Here is a 15,837-nt window from a genome sequence, read left to right on the forward strand (position 1 = left end):
TTGCCGTCCCTTCCGACTACTTTTGATGAGGCTGAGCGTAGATCAGTATCCGAAGGTGCGAAGACCTTTGAGCTGGTCGAGGCTACCGTTCAGCGAAGCGGCCGTTGGCACGCTCTCACGCATGACAACGTTCAGGGACGTGATGTTGTTGACCAGGTTGCCGTTGCCAAGCAGCGTCGAGTTCTGCATCAGGCCGCCCTGCGCCAGGCGCTGGACGCTGCTGCCCTGGTTGTTGCTGGCATTGATGTTGAGCTGCACGCCCACACCGCTTGAAGACACACTGAGCGAGCCGGCGCCGTTTGCGCCGACCAGTGTCTGGCCGGCGGCCAGCACCTGGCCTTGCTGTTGCACGGCCGGGGCCTGATTGGCCTTGGTGACGTTGATGTCGACGTTGTTGTAGGCCGTGTTGTTGTCGCCGGCCGCACGTACCACCTGGGTGACGCCTTCGGTGGTGGTGAGTCCGCCGCCGCCTGTGACGGTACCCGTACCGGCAGCTGGAGCCGTGCTGGATGCGGTGCCAGTACCTTTCTCGTCAATCATCGAGACATAGAACTGTGGCTTGATGGTCGACGCTTGAACCTGCATCGTGCTGGTCGCGCCAATCACATCACCCTTGGCATTTTGCCAAGTACTGCTCATGACAATGCCGAAACTCACGATTCGCCCCGGCATCACATAACGGCCACGCAAATTCGCCAGCTCCTGGTCCTTGAGCTCGATGGGTTTGAACGCGTCGGCGTGGCTTGGCAAGCTGGCTGCCAGGCAGGCCATGGCCAGCCACCATGAAGTCTTCATGAAATGCTCCCTGGAGCATCATGCTCCTTGTCATTAGAACAGTCGTTAGAAGAAGTCGCTTTTGATGAAACCGAAGTCCAGCAGTTCGGTGTCCTTCACTGGGGTGAAGTTGTTCACCCGGCCCTTGGCGGTCAGTGGCAGGGGCGGGTCGAGCAGGACGTTGTTCTTGTCGTACCCTTGGCCGATCACAGCGAAGATGATGCCGTTCCAGCCCTTCAGGAAATCGTCGACTTTGTAGCGCTTGTGGCCCAGCACCGGATCACCGATGTACACCCAGCCTTTGTCGACCTTCTGCAGGACCACGAAGTGCTTGTAGCCGCGCACGTCCATCAGCACCACGACAGGGATGCGCACGCTGTGCAGGGTGTCGGGCGCTACCCGGTAGCCGCGGGCACGCATCCCCAGGCTTTCGACGTAGCGTTTCATGTCGAGCATCGAGAAGCCTTGCGTGCGCACCAGGTCCTGGTCGGCGTGGGCCAGCATGCCTTCGATGATTTGATGTTCGTCCACATCCAGCCAGTAGGCCTGGCGCAGGATGGTGGCCAGCGCGGCGGCGCCGCAGCTGAAGTCGGTTTTCTGTTGCACCAGGTCGGCGAACTTGCGTTCACGTACGCTCTGGACAGGTTTGAACACCACGGCGCCGCCCGGCAGGACGGACAGCGGCATTTGTGCAGCTTCGCTCACGCTGGCCAGGCACAGCAAAAACGCCAAGGCAATCATGCGCATGATCGGATGCCTTCCGGTGGGTGTTGAAGAAAGGCCCCCCGAAGGGGGCCTCAAACGCAGCGTTTAGAACGAGGTGTTGGAGATGGCCAGCGAGTTGCTCTGCTGGTTGCCCACACCGGCCGCCACGTTCACGCCCAGGTTGCCGCTGCCGCCGTTCACCGAACCGCTCAGGGTTGCAGTGTTGGTCACAGGGTTGGCCCAGCCGGTCGGGGTCAGTACCTGGAAGGACACAGTGTTGCTCAGGTCGTACGAGCTGCTTTCGCTGTAGCTCTTCACGATGTCCTTGGACGATTCCTTCGACTTGCTGCCCGATTTTTCGAACGAGGAGTTGTAGGCTTCTTCGAACGAGGAGTCATACGACTTCTGGAACGAAGAGCTGGACGACTTGTCTTTCGACTTGTCGATGGTCACGTCGAGCGATGCATTGAGCGAGGCGTCGGCCGATTCGCTGCGCGTGCGGTCATGGCGGCCATGGTCGACGGTGACACTGTGCGAGGCTTCTGCCGCTGCATCCAGGGTGGCGTGAAGCTGGGCGTTGTAGCTGGAGCTCGACTCTTTGCTACGCGACCCGCTGACATCCTTCGACTTCGAGCCGCTGGCATCCCAGCTGTTGGAGCCGCTGGCGTTCCAGCTCGAAGACGAGCTCTTGTCCACGCTGAGGTTGAAGTCGCCGTCGCGCGACGAGCTGCCGCTGGCCGAGGTGGTGATGGTGATCGTGTCGACGCGGTAAGTGCGGTCGGCACTGTTGTTCACGACCAGGCCTGGCCCGTCCTGTTCGGCAGAAGCCGTGGCAGTGGCGTTACCCAGAGGTGCACCGGTGTTGGCGATGGCCATGGTGTTTTTCTGTTGGTTGAGGTCGCCACCGGCGATGTTGATGCCGATGTTGCCCTCAGCCCCGCTGGCCGAGCCGCTCATCACAGCCGACGACTGGGTCGAATAGTTGTCGACCCGGTTGTTGTCGCTGCTTTGCACGACATCGGCAGTGGCACTGGCCATGCCGAACACGAAGCTGTTGTCCAGGCTCGACTCGGAGCCGGCGTTGGCAATGGCTGCGGCGTTATCCTGCTGGTTGCCGTTACCGGCCGCCACGTTGATACCGACGTTGCCACTGGAGCCTTCGCCCGACTGGTTCATCTCGGCTTCGTTGATGGTGCCTTCGTTGCTGATACGGTTATCGGTGCTGGTTTGGGTATCCCAGGCATTGGCTGTTGCATACACAGGGATCTTGGTGGGAGGAGGCGTGTGGTGACCATTGTTATGGTGGCCATTGTGATGGTCATTGCGCCGATCGTTTTGCCCAGCTTGTACAGCAACAGCCATGACCGCAGCAATTGCGAACACCAGAGGCTTGATTGCCATCGAGGGTTTCATGGTGATTCTCCGTACTCTATGTTGGTTAAGTGTCGTTCTTAACTGAAAGGGTCAATCCGCGACCCGGATGCTCAAGGTGTTGGCCATTCGGTTTCCCACCCCGGCACTCTGGTTCAACTGGATCACCCCGCGGCTACCGGTGAAGGCCTGGTCACTGGTGGTGACCTGGCGATGGCCTGTTGGGGTGTCAGTTGGACCGGAGTTGTTGAGCAGCGCCACGTTCTGTTGCATGAGGACGCTGTCGTCGATGCTTTGCGGTTGAGCACTGAGGGTTATGCTCAGGGCGTTGGCTTGCTGCGTATTGGCGCCGGCACTCTGGTTGACGCCCAGCGCACCACTGCCGTTGCTGAAAGCATTGCCCTGAATGGTCGAGCGGGCATCCATCGCGGGGTCGGCGGGTGTGTTCAGCCGTTGCCGGATCTGCGTGCTGGCATTCGCTTCGGGCCCGACGGCGATGGCCCGTGCATTGGCCTGTTGCTGCTTGTCGCCGGCGGCCTGGTTGACGGAGAGGTTGCCCTGATAGCGGCTGCCCGAGCTGTCGATGTCGGCGCTGTTGATGACGGGAACCAGTGACTGGGCGAAGGCCGGTGCACTGCACAGGATGGTCAGAATCAGCAGCGTATGCTTCATCTCACTTGCTCCCCCCGGTCAGAATCTGCAGGGGCGCAAGGCCGCGTTGCACACTCGAGTTCACCATGTTGGAGATACCGTTGCCCGAGCCCGTACCGCGCCCGCCCGCCAGGTTGGGCAATGGGTTCTGGTTGCCCAGGTTGCCGCCCAGGTGGTTGGTCTGCTGCGTTATCAGGTTGCTGATGCCGGCGCCACTGCTGATGCTGGCGAAGTCGCCATCGCTCAGTTCGTTGGTTTGCTTGAGCACATGGGCGGAAGGGTTGGCGTTGACAGTGGTGGGGCTTGGGTCGGGGATCAGGGGCGGTACCGTCGCGTTGCGCACCTGCACGTCGCGCTTGATGATGATGATTCCCTGGTCTGCCTGGGCCGTGAGGCTCAATGCCCCCCATGCACAACCCGCCAGCAACAGGTGATAGAGGCGTTTGTCACTCTTCCTCACGACGGCAACTCCTTCTTTGAGCGCTGGCCTTGTTCAGCGATGCGAAGGACAGAGCAGATGGTGTGCCGCTTTTGATAATCGTTTTCAGATCAGACAGTTAGGACGAGAGGCTGACAAACCGCGGCGCATTCTGTCTCAGGGGTGAAACAGGCAGCCGCGCGCGTTGCTGGCCAAGCCAGCTGTGGCCTTGATTGGAAGGGTTTTTGCAGGGGTGTTTCATGCATTTGACACTGCCCCCGAAGCGGGGGAAAGCCCCGCAATTTCGGGGGCTTTGCCCCACCGGTGTGTGTCAGTGGCTTAACACTCGGTCGGGCAGGCTGGCGCATCGCTATCAAGTAGCGTAGCAACGGTTTGCAACGCCAGCAACTGGCGCTGCGGCCAATTGCCTTCAAGTATCTGGTGCGCCTGATGATGCCGTTGTAGCCAGGCAAGGCTGTCGTCGAAAAAGCGTTGGCGGTCGTTGAGGTCGGGCTGGCTGCGCTGGCCATCGGCAACCCAGTCCACGCCCTGCGGGCTGAGCAGCAGGTGCAAGTCGTAGTGTCGTGCAAGCAAGGCCTGTTCCAGCCAGGCCGGGCAGTCATCGAACAAGGCGCGGCTCCAGAGCATGTTGCTGAGCAGGTGGGTGTCGAGGATCAGCAGTGGTGGGGCTTGCTCGCGCGCCTGGTCCTCCCAGGCCAGCTGGCCCTGGGCGATGGCAGGGATATCGGCATAGCAGGTGTCCCGGCACTCCTGGTCGATGAAGTGACGCACATACTCGGCCACCACCACACCGCCGAAATGCGCCTGGATCACACCGCTGAGCCAGCTCTTGCCGCTGGATTCGGGGCCGCACAGCACCAGTACCTTCATGGCGTGTTGCGCGCTCATGGCTGCACCAACGCCGGGTCGCGGCGCCATTCCAGCCAGCCGCGCACGGCAATCAGGGTGAGCACGGCAAAGAAGCCCGCAGTGAAGTACAGCTGTTGGTGCAGGTACAGGCCTACATAGACGATGTCTACTGCCACCCACAGCGGCCAGCATTGCAGGCGCTTCTGGGCCATCCACAGTTGCGCCACCAGGCTGAAACCGGTCAGGGTGGCGTCGAGCCAGGGCAGGGCGGCATCGGTCCAGTTGGCCATGGCCGCGCCCAGGACTACGCTCAGGCACACCCCAGCGGCCAGGCTGGTAAACAACGCTGGGCCTGGCAGGCGCGAGACCTGGCGGGCGTCTTCAGTGCGTCCGGGGCGTTTCCATTGCCACCAGCCGTACAGTTGCAGGAGGGCGTAGGCCAGTTGCAGCAGCATGCCCGAGTACAGCTTTACCTCGTAGAACAGCCAGCCATAGATCAGCACCATGACCAGGCCGATCGGCCAGCACCAGGCATTCTGCTTGACCGTCAGCCAGACAGCGGTGACGCCGAGGACGGCGGCGATGAGTTCAAGGCCGGACATCGGCGATCCTTGGGGAGACTATCGGGAAGGGCGCGATTGTAGCGGGTCAGCCAGGGAAGGTGTAGGGCGTAGGAGGTGGGGATGAATATGTGCTCTGTGGGAGATCACCCAGCCTTGTGGACTGCGCTGTCGCGCGCGGAACAGTCGCTACTGTGGGAGCGGGCTTGTCCCGCGAAAGGGGCCACGCGGTGCATGGCACCGGCTACGCCGGTGTTCGCGGGACAAGCCCGCTCCCACAAAAAGGTTCGGCGTTAAACCCGGAATTGCCGCAGCAATTGCTCTAGCTCTTCGCTCAGCTGCCCCAGTGCCACCCCGGCATCGCTGGACTGGCGCGCCGCATCGGCCGTCTGCTGGGACAGCCCGGCAGTATCCAGCACATTCCGATTGATTTCCTCGACCACATGCGACTGCTGCAAAGTGGCGCTGGCAATGGAAGCATTCAACGCCGTGAGGTTGGTCAGCGCCTGGCTGATGGCGTCCAGGCTTGCACCGGCCTCCTGGGCCTGCTCGACGGTTTGGCGCGAGGCTTCGCTGCTGGTGTCGATGGCCTTGACCGCAGCGTCCGACTGGCTTTGCAGGTGCTCGATCATGGTGTGGATCTCGGCCGTCGACTGGGCCGTGCGCTGGGCCAGCAGGCGCACCTCGTCGGCGACCACGGCAAAGCCGCGCCCTTGTTCGCCGGCCCGTGCCGCCTCGATGGCTGCGTTCAGTGCCAGCAGGTTGGTCTGCTCGGCGATCGAGCGGATGACATCGAGTACCCCGCCGATGCGCGTGCTGTGCCCAGCCAGGTCGCGGATCACCTGTACGGCCTGGTCGATGGTCAGCGACAGCCGATCGATCTGTACCAGGCTGCCATGAATGGCTTCCTGGCCATGGGCTACCTGTTGCTGTGCGGCGCGCATTTCGCCGGCAGCCTGTTCGGCAGTCTTGGCCACGTCCTGCACGGCGTAGGTCACCTCGTTCACGGCCGTGGCTACCTGATCCATCTGCAGCGATTGCTGGGCACTGTGCTGCTGTGCGGCCCCTGCATTGTCCCCGACGTGCCCGGCGGATTGGGCCAGTGCGTGGGCCGCCCCCTGCAACTGGCCGACCACGCCCTGCAGTTTGCCGTTGAAGCGGTTGAAGTGCTCGCCCAGGTGCGTGATCTCGTCGCGGCCGTGGGTGTCCAGGCGCCGGGTCAGGTCGCTTTCGCCGCTGGCGATGTTGCCCATGGCCTGCACGGCCTCCTGCAAGGGGCGGGCAATGCTGCGCGCAATCAGCAGGACCACCAGTGCCATCAGCAGGGCAATGACGACACCCACCAGCGAGGCGTCGCGCAACTGGCGGGCGAATTCGGCCTGCACGTCATCGACGTACACGCCTGAACCGATGATCCAGCCCCAAGGCTTGAACAGCTGTATATAGGAAGTCTTGGCCACCGGCTCGCTGGCGCCGGGCTTGGGCCAGCGGTAGTTGACCGGCCCGGCGTCCTGCTGGCGGGCCAATGCGACCATTTCGTTGAACACGGCAAAGCCGTCGGGATCGCGAATGGCCGAGAGGTCTTGGCCGTCGAGCTTGGGGTTGGCCGGATGCATGATCATCTTCGGCCCCATGTCGTTGATCCAGAAGTAGTCGTCGTGGTCATAGCGCAACGCGCGTACCACTTGCAGTGCCTGTTGCTGGGCGGCTTCGCGGCTGAGCGTGCCGGCCGCCTCCAGCCCTTGGTAATAGGCCAGCACGCCAGCGGCGGTCTGCACCACATGGCGGGTTTTTTCCGCTTTGGCCTGGTACAGGTCACCGTGGATCTGGCGCAGCATCAGCAGGCCCAGCACCACCAGCATGGCCACCGCCACCACAAGGATCAGCCACAGGCGCCGACTGATCGACATCGATCTCAGAGTGTTCATCCAGGAGCTCCCGCCTTGTTCTTTTTATTGAGGTGCATCCAAGCATGCTTTGCGACAGGCCCCCACTCGACTAATGGCTAAGTGCTATCTTTGTAATAGTCTGCAGCGGGCCGCATAAAGCGATTGCAAAGGCGCTCTGCTAGGATTTCGGCCGCGCAAGATGAAACCTTTAGCAGGCGTGAACTTTTCTACTGGCGTTGCGCCCAACAGTCGCTGTAAAACAGCCGGGCCGCGTGCGGCAATTTCAAGCAAATCAAGAACAAGGGGCCTGCAGCAAGCAGCGCTCCATCCGGGGGAATGATGGATTTTTGGACTGCCTTCCAGGCAATCATCTTAGGCGTGGTCGAAGGGCTGACAGAGTTTCTGCCGATCTCCAGTACCGGGCACCAGATCATCGTCGCCGACCTGATAGGTTTTGGCGGTGAACGTGCCATGGCATTCAACATCATCATTCAGCTGGCGGCGATCCTGGCAGTGGTGTGGGAGTTCCGTGGCAAAATTTTCGAAGTGGTGTTCGGCCTGACCAGCCAGCCCAAGGCGCGGCGTTTCACCGGCAACCTGCTGTTGGCGTTCATGCCGGCGGTCGTGCTGGGCGTGCTGTTCGCCGACCTGATTCACGCGTACCTGTTCAACCCGATCACCGTGGCGGCGGCATTGGTGGTGGGGGGCGTCATCATGCTCTGGGCCGAGCGTCGTGAGCACCGCGTGCAGGTGGACCATGTGGACGACATGCGCTGGAGCCATGCGCTGAAGATCGGTTTCATCCAGTGCCTGGCAATGATTCCGGGCACGTCGCGCTCGGGATCGACCATTATCGGCGGCCTGCTGTTTGGTCTGTCGCGCAAGGCCGCAACCGAATTCTCGTTCTTCCTGGCGATGCCGACCATGGTCGGTGCGGCGGTGTACTCGGGTTACAAGTACCGTGACCTGTTCCAGCCCAGCGATTTGCCGGTGTTCGCGATTGGCTTCGTGACGTCGTTCATCTTCGCCATGATCGCCGTGCGTGCGTTGCTCAAGTTCATTGCCAACCACAGCTACGCTGCGTTTGCCTGGTATCGCATTGTGTTCGGCCTGCTGATTCTGGCGACCTGGCAGTTTGGCTGGGTTGACTGGTCGACAGCTCATGGCTGAGGTGTTGCGCGGGCAACGGGCAGAGGGTGTGCGTAATGTGCGCCTGAAACTGCTGCTGTTGGGGGTGTTGTGTCTGTTGCCTGGGCTGAGCGCGGCGCGCATGGCCTGGAACGATCAGGCCTGGTGGCCGCTGGCGCTGTACCCGGCCATGAGCCTGATCAGCCTGTTGCTGTATTGGCAGGACAAGCAGCAGGCGCGTACCCAGGCCTGGCGTACGCCCGAGAAAGTGCTGCATGCCAGTGAGCTGTTGGGTGGCTGGCCGGGGGCACTGGTGGCGCAGCAGGTGTTTCGGCACAAGACACGCAAGCTGTCTTACCAGCTGGTGTTCTGGGGGATTGTGCTGGTACACCAGGTGTTCTGGGCGGACTGGCTGTTTTTTGAGGGGCGTTATCTACCCTTCAGTTGATTATTGCCTGTACCGGCCTCTTCGCGGGTAAACCCGCTCCCACAGGTACCCCACTGGTCTTAAAGGCAGTGATATCCCTGTGGGAGCGGGTTCACCCGCGAAGAGGCCGGCACAGGTAGTTCACATCATCAACCCTACCTGCAAGCGCTTCGGCAGCCGGCGCACCACCAACTGGTGCGAGCGCTGCAGCACATCACACAGCTCATCACGCCCCATGGGGTAGGGCTGCGCCATGCTGATCCATTTTGCCCGCGCCAGATACGGCGCGGGTCGCACCCCTGGGCGGTCGCAGTAGCCGAGAAACAGCTCGTCGGCCACTTTGAACGACAGCCCTGCGCCCGCCAGATCGAGCACGGCGAACATCTTGTTGCCCGCCACCGAAAACACCCGGATGCCACCCCATTTGTAGTCTTCCCGCGCACCCGGCAGGCTCAGGCAAAACGCCGCCACCTGTGCTTCGCTCATCTTCCTTTCAGACATACCGCTCTCCACAGGCTTCGAATGACGCGGCCAGGTGATCGATCCACACCCGCACCGCCGGCAGCAAGCCGCGTCGGTGCGGGTACACTGCCTGCAGATAGCCGCCCGGCAGTGACCAGTCCGGCAGCAGGCGCACCAGTTCGCCGCGTTCCAGTTCCGCTTCGCAGAACCTGCTGGGCAGCGCCGTGAAACCGAGCCTGGCCCGTACAGCGGCATTACGTACTACGAAATCATCGATGGCCAGACGCGGCTCCAGCGCACAACGCGCGCGAAATAAAAGAGGTGGCCTGTTTTCCTAGAGAAACCATTGATCAAAACTAACATTCCCTTTATCGATCAACGGGCTAGCTAGCATGGTTTTGCTTTTGACGAATCATCAAAATCACACTTTGATCAGGGGCAAGCTCATCGAATGAAATTAGGATAGCTGACGAGTAGGTGCTGGTGGAGCCACCTAAAGTGGCCGGTCACCGCAACGATCGAACGCGTGTGCCAAATGATCCAGCCAAGCCCTGACAGCGGGCAACACTCCACGCCTGTGCGGATAGACCGCCTGGAGCCAGGCAGGAGCGCAGCGCCAATCGGGGAGCATGCGAACAAGTTTGCCGCTGGCTAGCTCGCTTTCACAATGCATTAATGGCAAAACCGTGAACCCCAGGCCCGCCAACGCTGCCTCTTTACGCATTATGAAATCTTCCACGCCCAAACGGGCCGGTATGGCGATCTCGAAACGTTCGCCAGCATCATTGAATAGGCGCATTCTGGCCAACCGATCAGAATCTACTGCCCCCAGGAATGGGAGTCCCATCAGCTCTTTAGGATGTAAAACAGGGTGAGCGGCGAGAAAGTCTGCGGAGGCAACAACCTCTGTACGGGCCTCGCGTAAGCGCTTGGTGACAAGGTTTGGTTCCTCATCCTCTACTTCGCGAACCCGAAGCGCTACATCAATACCTTCATTGATCAAGTCGACACGCCGATTCACCAAAAGCAGATCGAGCTGGACATGAGGGTATTGCGCCAGGAAATCACAAACCAAGGGATTGAGAAATTGATTTGCTAGCCCGACTGGGCTGCTCACCCTGAGAGGGCCTCTCGGTTCACTGGTTGCGCTAGCAATCACCTCATCAGCTTGCTCTGCTTCCAAAAGCATTGCCTGGCAGTGGCGAAGGTACCGCTCACCTAGCGCAGTGAGCTGCAATTTGCGTGTTGTTCGTTGGAGGAGGCGAGCGTTTAGCCGCTGCTCTAATTCTGCAATACGCCGGGATAGCCTGGATTTCGGAATACCAAGTAGGCGACCTGCGGCAGCGAAACCGCCAGCTTCCACGACCTTCGCGAAATAGAAGAGATCGCTCAAATTTCGGGGATCACCAATGGGCACTTTAGAATGACCTTATGAAGTAAGGGGGAACGCATGGGGTAGCGTCCATTATGCCTGAGCTCACCAGGCTTGCGCCCACCCCCAACGAACCCTGTAAGCGAGGAAAGCTCGGCGGTTTTCAGGCGTCGCGATAGGCCTTTTTGTTGGAGCGCCATGAGGCAGTATGAATCGCCTCTGGATTGCCTTGCCGGAAGGCAAGGCTGGGCCTCTAAGGGAGACCGTCTCTTCGGCCTTCAGGCCGCTGCTTTTCGCTTTGGCTTCAAACCTACTGCACGGTCTGCAAAATTTCGAGGGAGACAACTGCGTCTTCAAACGTAATAGCCTCGCACGTTTGGAGTCTTGCAGGCTTCGTGTCAAGAGAAAGATCTGTTCGCCACTCGACAATTCTCAAGAGCATGGCTGCGCCTTACGATGGCTTACGCATCCCTGGTGCGACCAATCGGACACATGTTTTCGAATGACGGAACGACCCAATGCTCAACTTCAACGCGCACCTAGGTTTTCAGTTCACTGAGCTTTCTTTTCTCCAGCGTTTCGCTGCAGCCTCCCAGGTAGGTTTCGAAGCCGTAGAGTTTCCTTCGCCTTATGCCTACGACGCTTCGGTGCTGGCAGATCTGCTTCAAGAGCACACATTGAAGCTTGTTCAGTTCGCCGCCCCTGCTGGTGAGACGAAGGGCCTTGCAGCCGTTCCGGGGAAAGAAGAAGAGTTTCGTCATGGCTTGAAGGTAGCCGTCCAGTACGCCAAAGCACTCGGCTGCGCCAATGTGCACCTGATGTCGGGTGTAAGTGTGGCTGACCAAGCTAGCAGTGTATTCCAGGCAAATCTGGACTATGGCGTCAAGCACTTACGTGATCATGGCTTGGTTCCGCTAGTTGAGGTGATCTGCACAGAAGCTGTGCCAGGTTACTTCTTCTCGGATTTCCATAAGGCTCAGGACGTCCTTGAAAGCTTTTCAGAGCTTCGTCTGATCCTGGATCTCTACCATGCCCAGGTGCTGACGCAGGATGCGATAGGTCTGCTTCGGGCCTATCATCATCGAACTGCGCATATACAGCTTGCTGACTGGCCAGGGCGTCATGAACCAGGTACAGGTAGCATGGATTTCCTGAGTTTGCTCAACATGCTGCAACAGCTTGGCTACAGTGGCTGGATCGGTTGCGAGTACCATCCTACTGCTGTAACTGCGGACACGCTTGGATGGATGAGTCGATTCAGGGACGGTCTGTAACCGCATTCGCGGAGCTTGAAACGCTATCAACCAGGACTCGAACATTGCGCTACGACCTCACTAGCCTTGACCTTTTCATCACTGTTGCTCAAGAGCGCAACCTCACTCGGGCCGGGCGCATCAAGCACGTCGCAGTCTCTGCTATTAGCAAGAGAATTACTGAGCTTGAGGCGCAAATCGGCTCCCCTCTGTTGCTGCGTAATGCTCGTGGGGTCGAGTTGACTCCTGCAGGGCAATCTTTGCTGTTCTATGCCAGGCAACTGAAGCAAACCATGGCCCAGCTCGACACTGAATTGAGTGGGTATGCCAGCGGGGTCAAAGGGCATATTCGAATCCACGCCATCACTTCCGCGTTATCCCAATTCTTGCCGCAAGACGTTGATGGCTTTGCCCAGCTCTACCCACAGATCAAGTTTGATATCGAGGAGCGAGTGGGCTCTGCGGTGATTCGAGCAGTAGCGGATGGCCGAGCTGACCTTGGAATCATCGCAGCACAAACAGCCTCAGAGGGGCTTGAGACCCTGACGTACAGGCATGATGAACTGACCTTGGTGGTTCCCAGCGGCCATGAGCTTGCCACGCGTAAGGCCATCAAATTCAAGGAGGTGCTGGAGCATGAGTTCGTTGGCCCTCACCTCGAAAGCTCGATGCACACTTTGCTGACAGGGGAGGCCGCAAAGCTAGGTATGAGCCTCAAACTGCGTATTCGAATCAGCAGCTTCGACTGCATGTGTCGAATGGTGTCTACGGGATTGGGTATCGCTGTGCTGCCTCGCAGTGTCATCAATCAGTACTTGCGCAGCCATAAGCTGAAAGCAGTGACCCTGGATGAGCCATGGGCGCACCGCACGCTTTTACTGGTGGTAAGGAAGTACGAGGCCGCATCACCCACACTGAAAACGTTTATCGATCATCTGAAACTGCCAGATTAGAGCAGTCCGCTAGCGTTCTCGTTTGGAGAACGCTGTTGTGGTAATTGACCAATTTTCATCTTCTCAGACTGCTCTTAGTATCGGCTCAACCGCATAAGGCATGGCTCCGTGCATGCCTGCGAGCACTATAAGAAGCCGAGCGAAATGAGCATGACCGAGACTGCCTGCGACCTCTTTACTCCCCTGACAATCCGTGATGACTCGTTCACGATTGTCGATCTGAGCAAGATGCTTGATCACAGCCAGCTTGCAAAGCTGCCGTATTCCATTCGTATCCTGCTGGAGAACGTTGCACGCTGCTCTCCAGAAGCATTGCCGTCAGTTTTGGCTCGAGCTATCGGGCAGGGCCCGGACTGCGAAGTACCGTTCCAGCCCAACCGCCTGATGTTCCATGACACCACCTGCCTGCCAGCCTTGGCCGACTTTGCCGGCATGCGGGATGTTGTCGCCGAACTGGGTGGCGATCCGCAGGCGATGAACCCGCTGATCCCGGCTGTACTGACTATCGACCACTCGGTGATCGTCGAGCGCTACGCCGAGGCAGATGCGGTCGAGCAGAATCTGGATATCGACTTCCGCCGCAACAGTGAGCGCTACCGTTTCATCAAATGGGCACAGAAGAGCCTGGACAACTTCGGTGTAATCCCACCGGGTACCGGGATCATTCACCAGATGAACATGGAGGCATTGGCCCAGGTCGTCTGGGAAAGTTGCGGAGCCAACGGCGAGCGCTTGCTCCACCCTGATGACATGGTCGCCACCGACAGCCACACGCCGATGATCAATGCCATTGGTGTGCTGGGCTGGGGTGTCGGTGGTCTGGAAGGGCAGGCCGCCATGGTAGGTGAGCCGGTACCGATCAGTTTCCCGAAAGTGATTGGTATCCGCGTGACCAATGCCATGCGGCCAGGCGTAACAGCTACCGATTTGTCCCTGCATGTGGCCGAAATTCTGCGTAAGCGCTCGGTCGTGGGTAAGTTTGTGGAGTTCACCGGCCCAGGGCTTTCGACGCTCAGTTGGGCAGCCCGTGGCACGGTTTCCAACATGGCACCCGAGTACGGGGCGACCGTTGTGTTCTTCCCATTCGACAACGAGACTTTAGCCTACCTCGAACTCAGCGGTCGTTCGGCCAAGTTGCGCGAGCAAGTCATCGCCTACATGAGCGCCCAACCGCTTTGGCGCCGCGACGAGCTGGCTGAGCCGGAGTTTGACGAGCTCATTGAGCTTGATCTGGCTAGCATCGAGCCGAGTGTTGCAGGGCCGCACCAACCCCATCAACGTCAGCCTCTTTCCAAGGCTGCAGCGTCGTTCCAGGATGAAGTGCTGGGCGGCGGCAAGCTGATCACAGCTCCGCAAGAACAGAGCTTCTTCGAGCCTTCGTTCGGTCAGTCAATCACTCACGGTGCTGTGGTGATGTCCGCCATTACAAGCTGCACCAACACCGCCAACCCGGCACAGATGATTCAAGCTGGTTTGCTGGCTCGCAAGGCCAGGAGCCTGGGTCTTCAGCGTAAGCCGTGGGTAAAAACATCACTCTCGCCTGGTTCGCAGGTGGTCGCAGACTACTTGGCTGAAGCCAACCTGCTGGAAGACTTTTCTGCCCTGGGCTTCGATCTGGCCGGCTTCGGTTGCATGACCTGCATCGGCAACTCCGGAAAGCTCGAAGAACACGTTGAGCATTTCGCCGATGAGGGGCTCAAAGGCGTGGTCGTGTTGTCCGGCAACCGAAATTTCGAAGGCCGGGTGAACCCTAAAGTGCCAGCAGGTTATCTGGCGTCCCCGGCGTTGTGCGTTGCATATGCCATCGCCGGTACCATCGATATTGACCTGACTTCGCAGCCGCTTGCGATGGGTGCTGATGGCCAGCCGGTATTCCTGCAGGATCTCATGCCAAGCGATGCTGACATTGCCGATGAGGTCGCCAAAGTCGTGAAGCCGGAGTTCTTCCAGCATCGCCTGGCGACCGTCTGGGATGGTACGCACCATTGGCAGGCGCTTTCTGCCGAGGGCAGCGTCCAGTTTCCCTGGAGCCCAGAGTCTACCTATCTCCGCCGTCCGCAATACTTGGCGGATATCCAGGCGCAGCCCAAAGCGTCCTTGGCTATCAATGGTGCTCGGACGCTGATGGTGCTTGGCGATAACGTCACTACTGACCATATCTCGCCTGCAGGCGCGATCCCTGCCAACAGCTTGGCCGGCCAGTGGTTGCTGGAGCGGGGAGAGGATCCACAGGATCTCAACCAGTATTCCACTCGTCGTAGTAACCATGAAGTGATGCTGCGTGGTGCCTTCACCAACAAATCGGTGAAGAACCGTCTCCTTGGCGATCAGCAGCCAGGGCTCGGCGCTTGGGCGTGGAATGCTGACCACAGCGAATGCTTACCGCTGTACGAGGCCGCCAAAAGCTACGCCCTGCAAAAGACGCCGATGGTGGTCTTTGCAGGTATCAACTACGGTGCTGGCTCCAGCCGTGACTGGGCTGCGAAGGCACAGGCCCTTCTTGGCGTGAAGGCGGTGGTCGCGCAAAGCATCGAGCGTATTCATCGCAGCAACTTGATCGGCATGGGCGTACTGCCTCTGGTCTTCAAACCTGGCCAAAGCGTTGATGACCTTCGTTTGGATGGCTGCGAGCAGTTCGACTTCCTGGGCCTTGATGAGCTGGTTGTAGGCGAGAACCTGATCAAGCTGATCATTCATCGCGCCGATGGCCGTCGTGATGAGGCTGAACTGATTGCATGTGTGGATTCGCAGCAAGAAGTGCGCTACCTGGTCAACGGTGGTGTGCTCCCGTTCGTAATCCGCAAGGTTGTTGCCCGTACTCGGGCTTGATCATTCAAGGGCCCCATGCGGGCCCTACTTGGCCAAAACAATAAGAAGGACACGTCCATGGATCGCGAACAATTCAACGTTGTTGCGCCTGACCCTGTGAGCGTCATGCACGCTGGGTTATGCCGTCGCACGCTGATCAAACACTTAGGTATAGCCACAGGGCTCGGTATTCTGG

Annotated in this window: 15 protein-coding genes and 2 pseudogenes; 5 read left to right on the forward strand and 12 right to left on the reverse strand. The window is 59.4% G+C overall.

The window, feature by feature from the left end:
- Window positions 1-42 precede the first annotated feature (42 nt).
- From QQL85_RS10515 to mcpP, 9 genes and pseudogenes are all read right to left on the reverse strand, one after another.
- Window positions 43-795 (reverse strand): hypothetical protein, encoded by a 753-nt coding sequence (locus QQL85_RS10515; RefSeq protein ID WP_284353792.1) that lies wholly within the window; start codon window positions 793-795, stop codon window positions 43-45.
- A gap of 45 nt (window positions 796-840) precedes the next feature.
- Window positions 841-1,521, reverse strand: coding sequence for a C39 family peptidase (locus QQL85_RS10520; RefSeq protein ID WP_284353791.1), 681 nt, complete (start codon window positions 1,519-1,521; stop codon window positions 841-843).
- 63 nt (window positions 1,522-1,584) lie between these two features.
- On the reverse strand, window positions 1,585-2,892 hold the full coding sequence (locus QQL85_RS10525; RefSeq protein WP_105947709.1) for a heme utilization protein: 1,308 nt from the start codon (window positions 2,890-2,892) through the stop codon (window positions 1,585-1,587).
- Between the two features lie 51 nt (window positions 2,893-2,943).
- On the reverse strand, window positions 2,944-3,522 hold the full coding sequence (locus tag QQL85_RS10530) for an adhesin (protein ID WP_284353790.1): 579 nt from the start codon (window positions 3,520-3,522) through the stop codon (window positions 2,944-2,946).
- Between the two features lies 1 nt (window position 3,523).
- On the reverse strand, window positions 3,524-3,961 hold the full coding sequence (locus QQL85_RS10535; protein WP_284353789.1) for a hypothetical protein: 438 nt from the start codon (window positions 3,959-3,961) through the stop codon (window positions 3,524-3,526).
- 297 nt (window positions 3,962-4,258) lie between these two features.
- Window positions 4,259-4,828 carry an AAA family ATPase gene (locus QQL85_RS10540; RefSeq protein WP_284353788.1) on the reverse strand — a complete coding sequence of 190 codons (570 nt, stop codon included), beginning with the start codon at window positions 4,826-4,828 and terminating at the stop codon, window positions 4,259-4,261.
- Window positions 4,825-5,391, reverse strand: coding sequence for a nicotinamide riboside transporter PnuC (gene pnuC / locus QQL85_RS10545; protein WP_284353787.1), 567 nt, complete (start codon window positions 5,389-5,391; stop codon window positions 4,825-4,827). The genes QQL85_RS10540 and pnuC overlap by 4 nt, the downstream gene beginning before the upstream one ends.
- A 251-nt stretch (window positions 5,392-5,642) precedes the next feature.
- Window positions 5,643-6,377 carry a methyl-accepting chemotaxis protein gene (locus tag QQL85_RS26755; RefSeq protein WP_434482133.1) on the reverse strand — a complete coding sequence of 245 codons (735 nt, stop codon included), beginning with the start codon at window positions 6,375-6,377 and terminating at the stop codon, window positions 5,643-5,645.
- Between the two features lie 138 nt (window positions 6,378-6,515).
- Window positions 6,516-7,277, reverse strand: a pseudogene (gene mcpP, locus QQL85_RS26760) (methyl-accepting chemotaxis protein McpP); the annotation flags it as partial.
- Window positions 7,278-7,577: 300 nt separating this feature from the next.
- Here mcpP and QQL85_RS10555 point away from each other — a divergent pair.
- A complete protein-coding gene (locus tag QQL85_RS10555; protein WP_284353785.1) occupies window positions 7,578-8,408 on the forward strand; it encodes an undecaprenyl-diphosphate phosphatase in 831 nt (276 codons plus the stop codon).
- A complete protein-coding gene (locus QQL85_RS10560) occupies window positions 8,401-8,814 on the forward strand; it encodes a DUF1294 domain-containing protein (protein WP_284353784.1) in 414 nt (137 codons plus the stop codon). The genes QQL85_RS10555 and QQL85_RS10560 overlap by 8 nt, the downstream gene beginning before the upstream one ends.
- Before the next feature lie 120 nt (window positions 8,815-8,934).
- On the opposite strand, the gene QQL85_RS10565 is transcribed toward QQL85_RS10560, so the two are convergent.
- The 3 genes and pseudogenes from QQL85_RS10565 to QQL85_RS10575 all read right to left on the reverse strand — a co-directional run bounded on the left by QQL85_RS10565 (window position 8,935) and on the right by QQL85_RS10575 (window position 10,672).
- Entirely contained in the window at window positions 8,935-9,294 is a 360-nt protein-coding gene (locus QQL85_RS10565; RefSeq protein ID WP_284353783.1) for an MmcQ/YjbR family DNA-binding protein, read from the reverse strand.
- A pseudogene (locus QQL85_RS10570) lies at window positions 9,287-9,553 on the reverse strand (LysR substrate-binding domain-containing protein); the annotation flags it as partial. The gene QQL85_RS10565 and the pseudogene QQL85_RS10570, both read right to left, overlap by 8 nt.
- A gap of 195 nt (window positions 9,554-9,748) precedes the next feature.
- Complete coding sequence (locus QQL85_RS10575) at window positions 9,749-10,672, reverse strand: LysR substrate-binding domain-containing protein (RefSeq protein ID WP_284353782.1); 924 nt, start codon at window positions 10,670-10,672, stop codon at window positions 9,749-9,751.
- Between the two features lie 473 nt (window positions 10,673-11,145).
- On the opposite strand from QQL85_RS10575, the gene QQL85_RS10580 reads away from it, so the two are divergent.
- The 3 genes from QQL85_RS10580 (at window position 11,146) to acnA (ending at window position 15,662) form a co-directional block, all read left to right on the forward strand.
- Window positions 11,146-11,901: a hydroxypyruvate isomerase family protein gene (locus tag QQL85_RS10580; RefSeq protein WP_284353781.1), complete on the forward strand. Its 756-nt coding sequence runs from the start codon at window positions 11,146-11,148 to the stop codon at window positions 11,899-11,901.
- 44 nt (window positions 11,902-11,945) lie between these two features.
- Window positions 11,946-12,833: a LysR substrate-binding domain-containing protein gene (locus tag QQL85_RS10585; protein ID WP_284353780.1), complete on the forward strand. Its 888-nt coding sequence runs from the start codon at window positions 11,946-11,948 to the stop codon at window positions 12,831-12,833.
- A gap of 150 nt (window positions 12,834-12,983) precedes the next feature.
- A complete protein-coding gene (gene acnA, locus QQL85_RS10590; protein ID WP_284353779.1) occupies window positions 12,984-15,662 on the forward strand; it encodes an aconitate hydratase AcnA in 2,679 nt (892 codons plus the stop codon).
- The last annotated feature ends 175 nt before the right edge of the window (window positions 15,663-15,837 follow it).

Source organism: Pseudomonas putida, from assembly GCF_030159595.1.
Taxonomy (GTDB): domain Bacteria; phylum Pseudomonadota; class Gammaproteobacteria; order Pseudomonadales; family Pseudomonadaceae; genus Aquipseudomonas; species Aquipseudomonas putida_AC.